The following is an 18,478-nucleotide window of genomic DNA, read 5'->3' on the forward strand; positions in this document are numbered from 1 at the left end:
TATCATTCCTTTCAATTCTATAGAATAGCTTCTAATATTAAGCTTGTTCAATGGCAAGCTCAGGAGGCGGCTGTCTAAACATTTTTGTAAGGTTAAGAAGGTACACAAATCCGATCGCAAACCAAGTTCCTCCCAGTATTAACGAATAGATGTCTAACTTTATCCAAAAGAAACCTGTAAGAGAAGCTCCAATTAACGGAATGATAAGGTACCGAATGGTCCCCATTAAGGAGCGCTGCTTTTTTCGGAAATAATAGTGAGCGATAACCGAAATATTAACGAAAGTAAAAGCGAATAATGCACCAAAATTTATAAGAGATACGGCAGTTGTAAGGCTTAAGAAAAGTGCGCTTAGAGCAACGCCTCCTATAATTAATATGTTGAAGACAGGTGTACGATATTTAGGAGAAAGATATCCAAATATTTTGGCAGGAAGTACACGTTCACGTCCCATTGCAAATAAAATACGTGAAGCACTTGTTCCTGACGCAATAGCTGATGAAAAACTTGACATGATTCCTTCAGCAAGCATATAACTTATCAAAAAGTTCCCCCCGATATACATTGCAATTTCCATATAGGCAGCTTCCGGGGCTTTAAATGATTGGTAGTCAGGCCAGACAAGCTGTAAAAAGTACGAACCGATAAAATAATATAATCCACCAATGATTGTTACAAGATAAATGGCCCTAGGTATGGATTTTCGCGGGTTTTTCGTTTCTTCAGAAAGAGTTGTTACTGCATCAAACCCTAAAAAGGAAAAGCATAAAATAGGGATTATGGACATGAAGCCCGGCATATTTATATTTGAATCAATAAACGGGAGGATCGAAAAAAGCGTTCCTGCACCTTGACCATTTAAAAGCCCCTTTATTGAAAAAATGATGAACAACGCAAGTGTTCCGAATTGCAAGAATAGAAGCCCCATATTAAGCTTAGCCGCTACCTTAATACCGAGAATATTTATAATCGTAACCGTGACGATAAAGAGAATAATCCAGACGTACATAGGAATTATAGGGAAATAGGCTTTCATTGCAATTCCTAACAATAGAGCACTGATCATTGGACTGAACATATAATCCAGTATAATGGTCCAACCTACGAGAAAACCAATGTGAGGACTTAGGGATTTTTGCGTAAACGTATAGGCTGCACCCGCATTTGGAAAGGCTTTGACCATTTGAGCATAGCTGTAGGCTGTAAATAGCATAACGATAAAGGCAACGATATAAGCAGTAGTGATCATCCCGTTCGTGCTATGAACAGCAACTCCATATGTTGAAAACAAAGTAGTTGGGGCCATAAAGGCCAAACCAAAAAATACAACATATTTTAATGGAAGTGAGCGTTTAAGAGTTGGTGAGTTTGAATTATTCATATATCAGTCCCCCTATTTAAATGGCTGCATCATAGTCATTCTTTATTCCAATGCCATACTGATTCTGCAAAGCAGACTTATCTCCATGCCCAACTTTTCTATAGTTTTTATTTTCCATAGAATGGTCTATTTTCGTATTGAATTTCTAAAAATAATAAGCTGCATATTAAGTAAACGTTTGATGACAAAGATGTACATCCGCTAGTTGATCCTCTTATTCCGAATCGTTTACTTATCTTACTAAAGACCCGGCATAATCATAAACTACTTGACCGTCAACCATTGTTAACAGTACCTTTATATCTGGTATTTCTTCCACGAGTACTTCAAAGAGATTTCTTTCCAAGACGATGATATCAGCAAGTTTACCTGCTTCCAATGTCCCTAATTCCTGCTCTCTAAATGTACCGTAGGCTGGGCCACTGGTATAAGCTTTCAATGCTTCGGCAAGTGTGATGCACTCATGTGGATGCCATACCGTTTTTCCGCTGCTGTCGATTCTCGTTACTGCACGATAAATTTGGAGGAGCGGATTCAAAATATCAATTGGGAAGTCCGTTCCAAAAGCCAGTTTCGCACCGGTTTTTTGCAAAGTATTAATCGAGAAGACATACTTTTCTCGTTCAGCACCAATTTGTTCGGTGTAAACACCTCTTTCAGACATCGCTAAGTGATCTGGCTGCATTGAGACCGTAACACCCAGCTCACTAAAACGATGAATATCATCTGGATGAATAACTTCAATGTGTTCTACGGAGTGTCGTGAATCTCGTTTACCATTTGTCTTTTGCGCTTCCTCATAGGCATCTAAGGCAAGACGGATTGCTCCATCTCCAATCGCATGAAAACGAATGCTGAAGCTCTCTTTATCTGCAGCAACGACCCATTTTTTGATCGTTTCAGGAGGGAAAGACGTCTCACCGCGTGTTTCTGGTTGATCCGCATAAGGCTCGAGTAGATAAGCTGTACGGGCGGTAATGACACCATCGATAAATTGTTTCAGTCCCGACACACGGAGTTTATCCGATTGATATGTCTCTCGCAATTGTTTGGAGTGCCCAAGATCGCCATTTAATGCAGGCCATAAATGAATCCGCGTTGTTAATTTACCGTTGTCTTCGAATTCTTTGAAAACATCTAGTGATTCTATTGTCTTTAAACCATGTAAGTCATTGACAGAAGTTACCCCTAAGCTTGCTGCCTGTGCCAAGAAATTGGAGAAGATTTCATTTTTTTGTGAATTTGAAAAATTAAATGCATGGCGGATAACCGCATCCATTGCTTTTTCATATAAAATACCATTGGGTTCTCCATTTTCATCTTTTCCTATAATGCCATAGAAAGGATTTTCCGAATGACGAGTAATATTAGCAATCTCCAAAGCTTTCGTATTCACCCATGCATAATGGCCTTCAGCGTGAAACATGAGTGCCGGACGGTCAGGAAGAATATGATCCAATGAATGGCGAGTCGGTAATTGTTGTGTATACCAATAACCTGCATCCCAAGTAAATCCGATTACCCATTGATTTTCCGGTTTTGATTCGGCGAATTCGCCAATCATTTCCAGCGCTTCATCTGCTGAGCGAGCGGCGAACAGATTGACACTATTGAGGGCAACGGCACCTTGCATGATATGAAGGTGGAAATCATGGAATCCCGGCATAATTAATTGGTCTTTAAACTGATAGATTTTCGTGTGCTCACCTGCGCAGTGTTTAATTTCTTCCTCAGTACCAATCGCAACAATTTTATTGTCCTTAATTGCAATGGAGGCGGGTTCAGGTTGGTCGGAAAGACCTGTAAATACAGTATTACTTGAAATAATTACGTCAGCTAGTTGTTGACTCATCATCAATCATTCCCTTCTTTTATAGCTCTATTATTAAGCTTCCTCAAAGGCAAGCTCAGGAGGCGGCTGCCTAAACATTTTCGTTAAGTTTAATAGATAAATTAATCCGATAAGAAGCCAAGTTCCACCTAGTATTAGTGAATGTTTATCTAGTTTTATGAAAATCAATCCAATTAGTGCTGCTCCAATAAGCGGGATAATCAAATATTGAATCGTTCCTTTAAAAGATCTCTGTTTCTTTTGAAAAAAATAGTAAGAAACAACTGAAAGATTCACAAAGAAAAAGGCAAATAACGCACCAAAACTAATAAGTGATACAGCTGTCGTTAGATTTAAGAAAAGAGCGCTTAATGCAATCCCGCCAATGAGTAAAATATTGAACACAGGTGTCCGGTATTTCGGTGATAGATAGCCGAAGATTTTTTTCGGCAATACATTTTCCCTTCCCATCGCATACAAAATACGAGAGGCGCTCGTTCCCGATCCAACGGCTGAAGCAGTGGTGGAAGTTAGCCCCACTGCTACAAAGAAGCTCACAAAAATGTTTCCGCCTATATACATCGCGATCTCTAAATAGGCGGATTCAGGGTTATTGAAAGAATGGAACTCCGGAAAAATTAGTTGTGCAAAATAAGAACTTGTGATGAATAAAAATCCACCAATCATCGTTATGAAATAGATCGCTTTTGGCAACGTTCTCGTAGGGTCCTTCGTCTCCTCTGACAGAGTAGTTACTGCATCAAAGCCTAAAAAGCTAAAACATAGAATAGGGATAACAGTTAGGAGAGCAGGTGCGCTAATTTCAGGATCATAAAAGGGAACGGTGGAAAATAATATCCCTGCTCCTTTTCCTTCAAGAAGACCTTTAATGGCCAAAATAAAAAAAATGCAAACAATAAAAATTGCAAGAAAAGCATATACGTATTAAGTTTCGCTGCTAATTTAATGCCAAGGATGTTGACTGCAGTAATAATCACAATAAATAAAATGATCCAAACAAACATCGGAATGGATGGAAAATAAGCTTTCAATGAAATTCCGACGATTAGGGCGCTGATCATCGGGCTAAATATATAATCAATGATGATTGTCCAACCAACGATAAACCCTATATGTGGACTTATTGATTTTTGCGTAAACGTATATGCTGCTCCTGCTTTTGCGAACGCTTTCACTAATTGGGCATAGCTATAAGCTGTAAATAACATGACAACTAAAGCAATAGCATAAGCCGTTGGCATCATCCCGCTGGTGCTGTTTACAGCAACCCCATATGTTGAGAAAAACGTTTTTGGAGCCATGAAAGCCAATCCGAAAAAGACGACATACTTCAAAGTAAGAGTACGTTTAAGAGTTGGTGAATTCGGCATTAATCAATCCTCCTTGTGAATTTTTTACTAATGATCGTACACATTCATTAATGTGCACTTCACGAATAACTGGATTATTCGGATTATTTAATTAAAAATTCCGTATATTCAGTTAATGGATAGGTTATTTGTCTGGGCTCATTTTTGTTTTTAAGGATAACCAACATAAATAGTATCTACTTGTGAACGGATACAACTTGAGCTATGACTGAATGCTTTTAACCATTTTTTCACAATTGCCTGTCCTCTAATCGGCCGCAGAAAGGAGTTGGTAAAGAAGAGTAGCATAATGCAAGGAACAACGTGGCCTTGTCTTTTTGATTTCACACTTTTTAATAAAAGGTATCACTCCTTAGAACAAAATGATTTTTCAAAATAATGGTTTGCTATTTTCATTTAGGAAAGCATCACTCCATTCAATATGTATAAATCCATTATAAAGTCTCGTCTAACACCAGAGTAAACAGCTTCGATACAAAAAAACAGCCTTCAAAATGATAATACTTTCATTTCGAAGGCTGTTCACTTGTTACTTTTTCTTTAATCGGAATTTGTATTTCATAATAAGCTTCATCATATTGATCGGTCAGAGAAACGTCAACCTGCATAATTCGAAAGGCGTCACCGGTAATAATATAGTCATGAGTATCGCAATGATGGAGTAGCTTTTTTAGCTGGGTTAGCATTTTCTCCCTTGTGAGTCCTCCATAATAGGAACATAAAAATAGCCCATTTTCAATTTTTTGGGTTGGTTGCTCTGACTCCTCATCCTGAACAAGAATGAATGATTGAGATTGATAGTCACTTAGGTTAGCGGAAAAGTCAGATGATTGACGAATTTCATCAAAATACTCTTTCTTGATAAAATCTCCAAATTTATTGCTGGCCAAAGCAGGAATGATTCCACCAATCTTGTTTTCGAGCTCCAAATATCCAAAATAAAGGTTTTCTGTATCCGCCCAACTTACCGATCTGGCTAGCTGGATGTATTCCCGTTCTTCAAATTGTTTTATCACGATATCCGAATTGCTGTAACTGTTTGTGAAATGTTCAATATTGTATAATCGTGTCATCAAAATATTGTGGATATGTTGCAATTTCTTAATTTCTTCCTGTATATTAGCCATTGATTTTTGAAGTGATTGAACCGACTTTTTGACATTGCGGTTCGTAAGAAATTGCTTGATTTCCTCTAAGGAAAACCCGATGCTCCTTAACTCTTTGATCGTTCCGAGAACCTCATACTGGGAAATGGAGTAATAACGATAGCCAGTTTCGGGGTCAATATGATAAGGCTTTAGCAATCCAATTTTATCGTAATGACGCAATGTATCTACGGTTACACCTCGCAACTTCGCCATTTCTCCTATACTAAGCTTATTTTGCATGGCTTTTCTCCTAACCAATACTGAATTTATATATATTAATAACATGATTTCCCCCTATTATAAAGTAGCGATTCCTGTTGTGTATAGCTAGTGCCAGGAATATTTGTAGAGCACCACATTCATAAAATTGCAGTCACAAACTTAACATCCAGTATTCGATTTAAACAGGGTTAACCATTTCAGCTCTTGAAATGAATATACTTTTTTGGACTTAAAGAATCAAAATGCAGAAGAGGTAGTACAGTTCAACAGTTTTTCTTGGAAACTTGTAACCGAAACTTCCAGGCGGCCAGTACAAAGCAAAAGCGATGGTTTTCCAATTAGAATGGATATTATTTATTGCATGTTTAATGAGTAATTTGAAATGAGGGAACATATGTTTTATAATGTAATTTAAGTAATTATCCATCGAAATAGGGGAGGTATTATATGTATATTTCAATTTCAGATTTTATTAAAGAATGGAATAAAGAAGCCATACTCACTCAAAATGTCTTGGATAGTTTGACTGATGAATCCTTAGAACAACAAGTTTATTCTGAAGGTCGCACTTTAGGAAGAATTGTGTGGCATTTCACGACGAATATTCCAGATTATCTAGCTCATTTCGGGTTAAAGATAGACCGGATAGAAAGTTCGGAAAACGTTCCATCTTCAGCCCGCGAAATTGCCATCACTTTTAAAAATGTAAGTTCTCATGCAGCCAAAATTATTGAACAACAATGGACAGACGAAACCCTGGGACAAATACAAGAAGCGTTTGGAAGACAGGAAACAAATGCTTCCATCCTTATGGGGCTAATCAAGCATATTGTACATCATCGCGGACAAGTTACGGTTCTGATGCGTCAAGCAGGAATTAAACCTTCTGGGGTTTATGGACCGCCAAAAGAAGATTGGGTTCATTTAGGTGTGGAAAATCCACCGCTTTAATGACTTATGAATGCTTAAGTTAGGATCTTCTACATACCGGGCATTGGCGAATAATTAAATTCTAGTACTCCATATTATGACTGAGTTAATAATATGTTTTAGCATCCTTTGAAGGGTGCTTTTTTATTTTGCGAAAGAAGGGTTAAAACGCAGCCCTTATTTTTCCATCTGAAGCTAATGAAGGTAGGATAGATTCGTTCTTCTCCTTTTGGTTAGGCTCTATTAAATCATTAGTGCAGAATAGTTCTTTAAGATTATTATTTATAATCATGCTATTTATAAGCCGCCATATGCTGAACCCCGCCATAATTACCACAACCACCGGCACAACTATATCCGTCAATGATCAGGAGTTAAACAAAACGACTATAAAGACGAAATCTTTACCAAATCAATTAAAGCTGACTGAAAGTTTCTAGTTATAAATATCTGGATTTTGTTGAAAAATGTCGTTATTTGCGAATATCATTATCGTCATTTCTGAGATATTATAATATTGAATGAACTTTAATACATTGAAGTAATAATGCATTCTTTATATCGGGGCTCAATTAAGTGAGTGGAGGAAAATAAATGAGTGTAATCATCGAGAAGAAACGTATGGAAAACTATACTCATATGGAAGATGCAATGTTGGTAGGGAAAATCCATAATGGTGATGAGGATGCACTGGACTTTTTAATCAATAAATACAGATGTGTCGTTCAATCAAATGCATTGAAGTATTTTTTAACGGGTGGAGATAAGGAAGACGTCTTTCAGGAAGGGATGATTGGGCTATATAAGGCCATTCGGGACTACAAAAATTGCAAAAAGGCGTCTTTCAGATCATTTGCGGAACTGTGCATTACAAGACAAATCATAACGGCCGTTAAAGCGGCTATTCGCCAAAAGCATTCTCCCTTAAATAATTATGTTTCATTGTATATGCCTATCCATCAAGGGGAGTCGGAACAGGGTCTAATTGATCTAATCCCTGAACAGAGACAAAATGACCCAGTCACAATCTTAATAAAATCAGAAGAAATTTGTGATATTGAGCTAATTTTAACCGAAGTCCTTAGTGAGTTGGAAAGCAGTGTCGTGGACTTGTACCTGGAAGGAAAAACTTATTTAGAAATATCAAAGGAACTGAATGTTCAAAAAAAGACGATCGATAATGCACTTCAGCGGGTAAAAAGGAAGCTGGAGCGGCACCTCGAGTCAAGAAGAGTGGAAGAATAATAACAATCATTCTTTAAACTTTCGGTCATTATTAATTTGTAAAATAACATTGAAACAATTAATAGAATAGATAAAAGCACTTGTTAAAGCATTTTCCTGGTAATGGAGCAGTTAGTGCAGTGATATCCCATGGGAAATAAAATCCCTCTAGGTAAATGCCGATAAAAAATTCTCTGAGTATATACACAAAAAAGCCCAACTGAAACACATGGGCTTTTTACTATGTTCATTTTTTAATTCACTCTCTTCAATTGGAGATTATATCTCAATGTTTCATCGTCTGAATATAATTTGTATCCAAGTCCGTCACTGTAATTGAGGAAGACTTTATCCGGAAGATGCTTTTTAGACTCACTTGAAATTAATATGGGGACTCCAGCAATTATGAATCTCTCATCATCTTCGTTCTTATTATCAATTTTCAATTCATGCTCCACATAAATTGAACAGCTCCCAACATAAATGGCTTCAATACGAACACCTTCATTCTCTTTATAATTCACTTTTAATAGTTGTTCAATCGCTGCTTCTTTAATCTCAATATTCATAAAACCCGCTCCCATATTATTTTTTATCTATACAATCCTCTATTTATTCGTATACCCAATTGTTTATAAGTTAATGTACATAAGAATGACAAGTTTGGATTTACTGAGACTTCTTATTAAGTAAAATAAAGCCGATGTTCTTGGTCATCAGGCTTATGATTGTTTAATAAAATCACAAATAAGATCAAACACCATGTGTCAGTAACTCCATCTTTGGAATAGCTTCCTTCGCAATGATCATCCTATCGGCTTTGCTTTCATGGGCCACTTTTTGTTTAATTCAGTTATAAAAGTCTTTACATTTTTTTTATCTTTCATAATGGGGGAATAGACGTATGAAAGTGTCCTGTTAAAGGATTCATCTTTTACCTGAATGATAGAAAGGATTTTATTTTGTACATCCCTTTCAATGACACTTCGGGAAAGCAGGGCAAGCCCTGAGCCGTTTTTTATAAGTGTTTCTTTAATTCCTTGATTACTGCTTATCGTGAGTATCGATTTAATTTTCAAACCATTTGAGCGTATGACATGGTTAAGGTATTCTCGTGTACCAGATCCAACTTCCCTCGTTACCCATGCTTGGTCATGTAAATCAGTAATCTCCACATCGTCTTTATTAGCAAGTTCATGATTGTTAGAAGACACAATGAATAGCTCATCTTGCATGAATGGGTGAACAGAAAGCTCTTTTTCGTTAGTTTGACCTTCGATTAAACCAATATCCACTTTGTATAGCCGAACGGCTTGAACGATTTCTTCGGTGTTCCCAATTACCACTTGAAGTTCAAGTTCAGGATATTCCTCTTGAAGGTCGATGAGTAAAGAAGGAAGGATATACTCTCCTATTGTAAAACTCGCACCTATCTTTAATTCGCCCTTTATGGACCTATCGTGTTCCTGTATGTCTTGTCTGGTCTGTTCATAGATTGTGATCATTTGCTTGGCCCGGTCGTAAAGAATTTCTCCCGTTAAGGTGACTTTCAAAAATTTAGGAGAACGGAGGAATAATTTGGTTTGGAACTCTTCTTCTAATTTTTTAATATGTAAACTAACACTTGGTTGCGACATAAGAAGAATTTCTGCTGTTTTTGTAAAATTCTTGACTTCCACAAGGGTCACAAATGTTTTTAGAGCATCATAGTACATAGAAATTCCTCCTTATTATTAATATTCTTAATAGTTATAATAAATTATATATATTTTACTAATGATGTACCTTCCAGTAAAGTTTTAATGAGAAACTTATTTTAGGAAGAGTATAGGCTGGGAAAGCTATTGTCCTTTGTTGCGTGCCAGGAACCTATATAACTGTATTTTTCATTTTTTTTGCAGTTAAAACCGACTTGGTCTATAGGAGTAAACGAGTTAATTAATTTATGGATCGAAGTAAAATATTTAAACCCACTCGTTATACATAATAATCAACTAAGATAAGTTAATATCCCTTTGTGAGGTGGAAATCGTGCAACTTCAGGTAAGTAACAGTCCCTTTAATCAAGAGCAAGCAGAGCTCCTTAACAGCCTGCTGCCAAGCTTGACCGAAACACAAAAAATTTGGTTGAGCGGTTATCTGACTGCATCTTTGTCAGTTTCGAACACAAGTTCAGCCGACGCCCCGGAATTGGAAGCTCAAAGCGGCGGGAAGACAATATCAAAAGAAGTGACCATCCTGTATGGTTCACAGACGGGCAATGCTCAAGGGCTGGCAGAAAATGCGGCGAGTAAGCTTGAGGGTAATGGCTTTCAGGTTACCATTTCATCCATGAGTGACTTTAAAGTCAACAATTTGAAGAAAATCGAAAATCTTCTGATTGCCGTTAGCACGCATGGAGAAGGTGATCCGCCGGATAATACATTGTCTTTCCATGAGTACCTTCATGGCAGGAGGGCACCAAGCCTTGAGGGTCTCCGCTATTCGGTATTGGCGCTTGGGGACAGCTCATATGAGTTTTTCTGTGAAACGGGAAAACAATTCGATAAACGCTTGGAGGAACTTGGGGGGACACGGCTATTTCCGCGAATGGACTGTGACCTTGATTATGATGAGCCTGCTTCCGAATGGCTGGAAGGAGTCATTTCCAGTTTAAGTGAAGGGCAAGTCCGTTCTGCTGCTGCAGTTCCCGAAGCAAAAGCTTCTGTAAGTGAACAAACTTATTCGAGAACAAATCCGTTTAAAGCGGAAGTGTTGGAAAATATAAATTTGAACGGCCGTGGCTCCAATAAAGAGACACATCATCTAGAGTTATCTCTTGAGGGTTCAGGTCTTACATTCGAACCTGGTGACAGCCTTGGCATTTATCCGAAAAACGATTCGGATTTAGTGGATATGCTTCTTATGGAACTGGATTGGGATCCTGAAGAAACCGTGAAGGTCAATAAGCAGGGGGAACTTCGTCAGCTTAGGGAATCGCTCATCTCCGACTTTGAAATAACGGTATTGACCAAATCGCTCATTGAACAAGCGGCACAGCTTTCTGGTAACGAGGATTTAAAGGAACTTTTAAAGCCAGGTAATGAAGAAAGATTAAAAGAATATCGAGAAGGCCGTGATTTGCTTGATTTTGTCCGTGATTTTGGTTCATGGGGTGAATCGGCGCAAGAGTTCGTATCGATCCTTCGGAAAATGCCAGCCCGTCTGTATTCGATTGCGAGTAGCTTATCCGCCTATCCGGATGAAGTGCATTTGACAATCGGAGCTGTCCGGTATGAAAGTCATGGGCGGGAAAGAAAAGGGGTCTGCTCGATTTTATGTGCGGACAGATTACAGCCAGGGGACTTGCTGCCCATTTACATTCAGCATAACCAGAACTTTAAGCAGCCAAAGAACCCAGATACGCCAATTATCATGGTTGGACCCGGAACAGGCATTGCCCCGTTTAGATCCTTTATCCAGGATCGCGAAGAATCGGAAGCGAAAGGGAAAACGTGGCTCTTTTTCGGAGATCAGCATTTCGTGACGGATTTCCTTTATCAAACTGAATGGCAAAAGTGGTTGAAAACAGGTGTACTTACGAAAATGGATGTGGCCTTTTCCCGCGATACGGATGAAAAAGTGTATGTTCAAGACCGGATGCGCGAGCAAAGCGGGGAATTATACGAATGGCTTCAAAAAGGGGCAGCTGTATACATTTGCGGTGACGAGAAAAACATGGCACATGATGTCCATAATACGCTTATTGAGATCATTGAAAAAGAAGGCAATATGAGCCATGCTGATGCGCAAGCTTATCTTGAAGAAATGCAACAGAATAAACGCTATCAACGTGATGTATATTGAAATTTGGAAGAAAAGGAGATTACAACATGGTGAACCCACTATTGAAAGCACCAGCAGGCCCGCCAAGTGATGTTGAGCAAATTAAAGAAAGAAGCGATTATTTGCGAGGTACACTTGGTGAAGTGATGCAGGATCGGATTAGCGCCGGTATTCCGGATGATGACAATCGACTGATGAAACACCACGGCAGCTATTTGCAGGACGATCGGGATCTGCGTAATGAGCGTCAAAAACAAAAACTGGAGCCTGCCTATCAATTTATGTTGCGTGTTCGCATGGCCGGCGGGGTTGCACAGCCTTCTCAATGGCTTGTTATGGATGACCTTGCCCAGAAATACGGTAACGGAACCTTGAAATTGACAACAAGGCAGACGTTTCAAATGCATGGTATTTTAAAATGGAATATGAAAAAAACCATTCAGGAAATCCATGCTTCCATGTTGGATACAATCGCTGCATGCGGAGATGTAAACCGAAACGTAATGTGCAATTCGATTCCATTTCAATCAGAAATCAATTCCGAAGTATATGAATGGTCGAAAAAATTGAGTGATTATCTATTGCCGCGTACAAGGGCGTACCATGAAATCTGGCTGGATGAAGAAAAAGTAGTCGCTACTCCGGAATTGGAGGAAGTCGAACCAATGTACGGAAAGCTTTATTTGCCAAGGAAGTTTAAAATAGGCATTGCGGTCCCGCCATCCAATGACATTGATGTCTACTCCCAAGATCTTGGCTTCATAGCAATTGTTGAAAATGGGAAACTTGTTGGTTTTAATGTGGCGATCGGCGGCGGTATGGGAATGACCCACGGTGACAAGGCGACATATCCTCAATTAGCCAAGGTAATCGGCTTTTGCCAGCCAGACAAAATACTGGATGTGGCTGAAAAAATCATTACGATTCAGCGTGATTACGGAAACCGATCCGTACGGAAAAATGCCCGGTTCAAGTATACGGTTGACAGGCTTGGGCTCGAACCGGTAAAAGCTGAACTGGAAAATCGTCTAGGATGGAAGCTGGAGGAAGCGAGAACTTACCATTTTGATAATAATGGCGACCGCTATGGATGGGTAAAAGGTATGCAGGGTAAATGGCATTTTACACTATTTGTCGAGGGTGGCCGAATTGCCGATATCAATGATTACAAGCTGATGACCGGTTTGCGCGAAATCGCAAAGATCCATACGGGTGATTTCCGATTGACTGCCAATCAAAACCTGATCATTGCAGATGTGTCAAGCCAGAAAAAGAAAAAAATCATAGAATTGCTTGAAACGTACGGTTTGACGGATGGTGCACATCATTCGGCGCTCAGACGCAGCTCGATTGCATGCGTGGCGCTTCCGACATGCGGGTTGGCAATGGCCGAAGCAGAGCGTTATTTGCCGATTCTGATTGATAAAATCGAGGCCATCGTTGATGAAAACGGCCTGAGGAATGAAGAAATCACGATACGCATGACTGGTTGCCCGAATGGATGTGCCCGGCATGCACTCGGTGAAATTGGTTTTATCGGTAAGGCACCTGGTAAATATAATATGTATCTCGGTGCTGCTTTCGACGGAAGCCGATTAAGTAAAATGTACCGTGAAAACATCGGTGAAGAAGAGATATTAAAAGAGTTGCGTGTACTTCTTTCCCGATATGCAAAAGAACGTCAGCAAGGAGAGCATTTCGGCGACTTCGTCATCAATGCAGGGATTGTTAAAGAAGTGACAGATGGAACGAATTTTCATGATTGATTAAAACAAATGAGAGACAGGAATAATTTCCTGTCTCTTTCGGTATTCAAAGGTTTTCCGGAGTGGCTGGAACACCAATATGTTGATTCATGACCATACACATCTATCTTCTATTTATTTGACTTGCTGTTATTTTTATAGGCTACTTCTGCTTCAATCTCAATGAGGAAATCCGGCGAAACCAAACTTTCAACGCCTACTGTTGAACGAGCTGTTTTCACTGGATTTTCTTTTGTATTAAAGAAAAGAGCGTAAGCATCGAACCAACCTTGATAGTCTGGTGCATTTCCCTTGTTTGGATCTGGCGCGACATACACACGCAGATAGGTTACATCAGCGAGGGAAAGTCCTATTGTTTTCAAATCTGCTTTTAATTTCTCTAAGATTCCGATTGCCTGCTTTTCTGTATTGCCATATCTCTCATAAGTGGTTTTTCCATCCTTGTTTAAAAGAGGAGCTACTGTTCCGCTAAACAATAACCGGTTATAACTTTGAGGCACGGCAACTGAACCGGAAATCGCAGAAGTTGGGGACCCAAAAAAGGTCACTTTATCCGATTTCAATTCATCTTGTTCGTTACCTGCGGAAGCAAATGAGTATCCTGCGATTAAACATATACTTAATACTGAGAAAGCGATGATCGATTTCATAGGTGTATTCATATAGTCAGCTCCTGTTATTAATGTAACAACGATAGGTAATTTGTCTCCTTGGAAGGGACTTTACCTTCTTTTAAAAATTCTTCATGAATCCGGCTAACCATAATTCTTGCTGTTTCAGAAGCACCTGCTTGCCATCATTTAAATAACTGAGCTGTTAACCAGCAATTTAATACAGTTTTTGCGATCAGATGAAGAATTCTAAATGCCTATCGACCATTTATTATTCTGAAACCCCTGTTTGGATGATGTTAACTTTGGTTTCTATATTAATGTCCATTGTCGGATAAATATCTTTCCAATGTTCATAGGTCAATTTTTTATTTTTGGTGTGATATTTTTCCTTAAGGCCAATCGGATCAAGGGATTTTTTCTGAAAATCTTTAATAAGTCGGTTTGCTTGTTTGGTTAAATCAGCTTCCATTTCCTTTTCAATTTTCTTTATCATCTTTCTATTGGTTAGGTTTTCACTGCGCATGGATTCCTTGATTTGTCCTTTAATTTTGATCTTAATCGTGATAGAGGGATTTCTCTCTGAGCTTGATACCTCATAACTTGAACCGCTTCGGATACTTTCCACTACGATATCGCTTTCTTTCTTGTCTTTTAATTTGAATTTATATATTCCCCGCCTATGATGCTGAACTAATGTCTTGAAAATGAACATATCATCGGTTCGAACTTTCGTGACCATCTTATCTTCATGAAATAGGGCCACTCCAGAAACAGTAACTTCATTATTAATTAATTTAATTAAAGGAAGATACGAATCGCCGCCAGTTTCTAGAGCGTTTCCTAAAAAAAGATGGAGGTTAGTATCGGGTCCGTTCCCCGTTTCATTTTGTTGATTAATCAAATCCGATAAAAAGATCCCAATATTCACATTCGTATTTGGTGGTTTCGTATTTATGACATTCTTGACCTTTCCTTCAACGATGGCCAAAATGACCCTGTTTCCAAGTTGTGGCTCACGGTAGAGATAATCGGTCAGTTCTGTCATTCCGATTTCACGAACCATTTTCTCGCTGAATAAAATGATGCGTGTCTGTCCAAGCAATACCGGCTTATCCGCTTTTTTGGAAACGACAGCCTGAACATCACTCGTTGTCGTCGATGTTCCAGTTAAGATTTGATATTTACCCATCTTGTCCTGTTGGAAGATAGGGATGACGAACATTCCTTCGACATTATCATTCTTCAGTATATCGTAGCCAATGGCTTGGGACATATTGACTTCGTCTACCACCCTCGGCTCGGCGCAGCTACAAAGGAGGGGAAGAGCCAAGATAACAAGAAATAATAATTTTCTCATATACGTTTCCTCATTTTCTTTATAGAGATGATGACCAAAAGAAGAGGCAAGTATAAAGCAATAAAGAGTATGCCGTATGGATCGACTATTTTACGCAAAATATAGAGGGAATCGATATCAAAAACAAATATATTGGTTAGCAGGATAATAATCGACATCCCCCATAATGGATACTTTTGCTGAACATTGAATAAGCGTTTGAAACCTCGGCTTGCTGCCCAAAAGGCGATGGTCATGTTAGGTATGATAACGATGGCCCACCAAGAAACATCTATATATTCAAATCGCTGGATAAAGGGCAATTCAACAATGCTGGTCATTGACAGTGTCGGCCATATAGTCAGTTCCAACTGTTTTTGTGAATAAAAAACAAGTGAAACCAAATAAACGAATACGGTTATTAAGGTTGTCGTTAAGGCCCCGCCATGAGCATATTTTTGAGAAGTTTTGGCATCTTTGATGAACGGATAATACATAACGATCGTTTCAAAACCAAGCAGCGTTAATGAGGTGCTTCTGGCTCCTTTCAAAATATCCAATAGAGTGTGGTGGAAAACAGGGAGCAAATTGGTGAATTCAGAGTATTTCATGGCATAGAATAGGACAAATAAAAGCCAGTATGTCAAAATGGAGCTTAAAAAAGTAATACCCGTAATTGTTCGGAACCCTCCCGTATTTATATAATAAATCAGGATAAGAAATACTAAAGCAAACGCCCAAGATGGTACCTCTTCAAACATCCATACATGTATGACATTTATATAACTAATCATGACTGTCATTCCTAGGATCAAAAAGTAAAGAATGAATAATAGACTGAAGAAATTCCCCATCCATTTTCCGAATGCATGATTATTGGCCGAAATTATATCACCAGGGACGATACTGAAGATTTTATATATGACCCAAATCATTATATGAACGATCAGGCCGGCTAGTAGTATCGAAATCCAGCCATCGGTTCCCGTTGTCTTCGCTAAAACTCTTTGAAAACTTAAAACGCCTATTCCCGTTTGCATGGAATGCACTAAAAAAAACACATAAAACGGTGACACTTTATACTTTTCATTAACTCCAGCTTGGTTCATATAGGACCCTCATTTAAATTTAAATCATTCATTAAAATCATTTTTTTTGATTCTTGCTTTTTTGGGCTGTGGCTGTCTGGTTATATCATCAGGCCGTAAATTTACAGGCCGCGACTTTAAAAGATTAAAAGGAAGCCGAACAAAGCTGTCTTTCCAATCTTGCATGCGAAATGGGTAGATCGGTTCGAGGTACGGGTGTCCCATTGATGTTAATTTGATAAGGTGGGTCATCAAAAACACGGTTGCTATGGTAATGCCGAGCAGCCCCCAAATTTGGGCCCCGATTAAGAAGGGGAACCGCAGCAGCCGAATGGCATTCCCCATTTTATAAATGGGAGTAACAAATGATGCCAATGCCGAGAGGGCAACGATGATCAATAAGATATTACTGGTCAAACCAGCTACAACGGCTGCTTGACCGATAACGATACCGCCCACGATACCTAATGTCTGACCTACCTTTGTTGGCAGCCTGGCAGCCGCTTCCCGTAATAACTCAATGGAGATCTCCAGGAATAATGCTTCGATCAAAGGCTGAAAAGGTATTAAGTTCCTTGAAGTGACGATCGTTTCCAAAAGATCTTTAGGAATCAGTTCATAATGATAGGTCAGCACGGCTACATAAATAGGAGTAGCAAATATCGAAAAAGCGACTGCGAATATTCTTAGTAAACGGAAAGCAGATGCCGGAATCCACGGCATATTATAATCTTCCATGGTGATAAAGTATTCCAAGAAAATGGTTGGAGTAATAAGTGCAGAGGACGACCTATCGATTAACAGGGCTACTTTACCTTCAGCCAATGCACTTGCGATGCGATCAGGCCTTTCCGTATTTAGAAAAAGGGGAAACAAGGTATTTGAATTATCATATAGCAATTGCGCGAGATTGGACCCGTCCAATATTTCATCAAACTCTACGTCATTGATCCTTTGTATAACATTATCGACATTTTCCTGATCAACGATTCCTTCTATCGATAAAACTGCCACTTTCGTTTTAGACAAGTATCCCACAGTCATTTCACTTACTTGCAATCCGGGGACAGGAAGTCTTTTTCTGACTAAATTCAGATTGATATCAAGATCCTCGACAAATCCTTCTTGAGCACTTATGATTCCAAATTCAAGTTCAGGTTTCTCAACTTGTCTCCCTTGTTGGGCCGCAACATTGATTAATAGGCATTCATCAAGACTTCCATCTAAACGAAGTGCGATTTCGCCTCTCATGATCCTGTCTTCAATTACAACCCTGGTACTGGTGATCAGTGTATTTTCAATAGGAACGTTTTCTTTTATTTGCTCCAAATTTATCGTTTCCAGAGTAGGTATGACAGAAAGAACACTTTCATGAAGTACCTGTGCATCGATTAAAGAGCGATAAAAAGAGACCCAATAGCCTACACCATTATATGTTCCTTGATGGTTTATGAAATCATTGGATGAAGATAGGGTATTGAATAGGTCCCTTACTTCTGAAACTTTATCTAATTCTTCATTGTTTTCGTTTGGTTGATTTGGCTTTTTTTTGAACGTTCTGCGGTTAAACAATGTTGTCACCTCTGCACTAAAGCTTATTCTCCTAGCATTTGCAATTTAATTACAAATTAACCATTTTGGATGTTAATGTTGCTCGCTTTAGAAAGGGATACCATTAAAAAATGGTGTAAAAGCTGCCTCCATTTCCTGTAAGCATGTCAT

13 protein-coding genes and 1 pseudogene are annotated in these 18,478 nt (G+C 38.8%); 4 read left to right on the forward strand and 10 right to left on the reverse strand.

Annotated features, from left to right (window positions below):
* Positions 1 to 37 precede the first annotated feature (37 nt).
* The 4 genes and pseudogenes from ACZ9AO_RS02165 to ACZ9AO_RS02180 form a co-directional block, all read right to left on the reverse strand.
* On the reverse strand, positions 38 to 1,381 hold the full coding sequence (locus tag ACZ9AO_RS02165; RefSeq protein ID WP_476108344.1) for an APC family permease: 1,344 nt from the start codon (positions 1,379 to 1,381) through the stop codon (positions 38 to 40).
* 232 nt (positions 1,382 to 1,613) lie between these two features.
* Positions 1,614 to 3,233: an amidohydrolase gene (locus tag ACZ9AO_RS02170; RefSeq protein WP_476108345.1), complete on the reverse strand. Its 1,620-nt coding sequence runs from the start codon at positions 3,231 to 3,233 to the stop codon at positions 1,614 to 1,616.
* A 33-nt stretch (positions 3,234 to 3,266) separates the two neighbouring features.
* Positions 3,267 to 4,603, reverse strand: a pseudogene (locus ACZ9AO_RS02175) (APC family permease).
* A gap of 506 nt (positions 4,604 to 5,109) precedes the next feature.
* Complete coding sequence (locus ACZ9AO_RS02180) at positions 5,110 to 5,991, reverse strand: MerR family transcriptional regulator (RefSeq protein WP_142398470.1); 882 nt, start codon at positions 5,989 to 5,991, stop codon at positions 5,110 to 5,112.
* A gap of 429 nt (positions 5,992 to 6,420) precedes the next feature.
* On the opposite strand from ACZ9AO_RS02180, the gene ACZ9AO_RS02185 reads away from it, so the two are divergent.
* Together ACZ9AO_RS02185 and sigH are read left to right on the forward strand one after the other, a co-directional pair.
* On the forward strand, positions 6,421 to 6,924 hold the full coding sequence (locus ACZ9AO_RS02185) for a DinB family protein (protein WP_251539361.1): 504 nt from the start codon (positions 6,421 to 6,423) through the stop codon (positions 6,922 to 6,924).
* A 573-nt stretch (positions 6,925 to 7,497) separates the two neighbouring features.
* Positions 7,498 to 8,148: an RNA polymerase sporulation sigma factor SigH gene (gene sigH, locus ACZ9AO_RS02190; protein WP_063591239.1), complete on the forward strand. Its 651-nt coding sequence runs from the start codon at positions 7,498 to 7,500 to the stop codon at positions 8,146 to 8,148.
* Between the two features lie 233 nt (positions 8,149 to 8,381).
* On the opposite strand, the gene ACZ9AO_RS02195 is transcribed toward sigH, so the two are convergent.
* Entirely contained in the window at positions 8,382 to 8,696 is a 315-nt protein-coding gene (locus ACZ9AO_RS02195; RefSeq protein WP_063593390.1) for an iron-sulfur cluster biosynthesis family protein, read from the reverse strand.
* Between the two features lie 237 nt (positions 8,697 to 8,933).
* The gene (locus ACZ9AO_RS02200; protein ID WP_063593391.1) at positions 8,934 to 9,842 is read right to left on the reverse strand and encodes a LysR family transcriptional regulator; all 909 of its coding nucleotides are present in this window, start codon (positions 9,840 to 9,842) and stop codon (positions 8,934 to 8,936) included.
* Between the two features lie 316 nt (positions 9,843 to 10,158).
* Between ACZ9AO_RS02200 and ACZ9AO_RS02205 the strand changes: the two genes are divergently transcribed.
* Positions 10,159 to 11,973: an assimilatory sulfite reductase (NADPH) flavoprotein subunit gene (locus tag ACZ9AO_RS02205; protein WP_476108346.1), complete on the forward strand. Its 1,815-nt coding sequence runs from the start codon at positions 10,159 to 10,161 to the stop codon at positions 11,971 to 11,973.
* A 26-nt stretch (positions 11,974 to 11,999) separates the two neighbouring features.
* The gene (cysI, locus tag ACZ9AO_RS02210) at positions 12,000 to 13,718 is read left to right on the forward strand and encodes an assimilatory sulfite reductase (NADPH) hemoprotein subunit (protein WP_476108347.1); all 1,719 of its coding nucleotides are present in this window, start codon (positions 12,000 to 12,002) and stop codon (positions 13,716 to 13,718) included.
* 110 nt (positions 13,719 to 13,828) lie between these two features.
* On the opposite strand, the gene ACZ9AO_RS02215 is transcribed toward cysI, so the two are convergent.
* From ACZ9AO_RS02215 to ACZ9AO_RS02230, 4 genes are all read right to left on the reverse strand, one after another.
* Positions 13,829 to 14,380: a Rid family hydrolase gene (locus tag ACZ9AO_RS02215; protein ID WP_476108348.1), complete on the reverse strand. Its 552-nt coding sequence runs from the start codon at positions 14,378 to 14,380 to the stop codon at positions 13,829 to 13,831.
* 220 nt (positions 14,381 to 14,600) lie between these two features.
* Positions 14,601 to 15,689 (reverse strand): Ger(x)C family spore germination protein, encoded by a 1,089-nt coding sequence (locus ACZ9AO_RS02220; protein ID WP_476108350.1) that lies wholly within the window; start codon positions 15,687 to 15,689, stop codon positions 14,601 to 14,603.
* Positions 15,686 to 16,777: a GerAB/ArcD/ProY family transporter gene (locus ACZ9AO_RS02225; protein ID WP_251539372.1), complete on the reverse strand. Its 1,092-nt coding sequence runs from the start codon at positions 16,775 to 16,777 to the stop codon at positions 15,686 to 15,688. Before ACZ9AO_RS02225 ends, ACZ9AO_RS02220 begins: the two co-directional genes overlap by 4 nt.
* Positions 16,778 to 16,801: 24 nt before the next feature.
* Positions 16,802 to 18,328, reverse strand: coding sequence for a spore germination protein (locus ACZ9AO_RS02230; RefSeq protein ID WP_476108351.1), 1,527 nt, complete (start codon positions 18,326 to 18,328; stop codon positions 16,802 to 16,804).
* Positions 18,329 to 18,478 lie beyond the last annotated feature (150 nt).

The sequence above is a fragment of the Peribacillus sp. TE19612 genome (assembly GCF_056279465.1).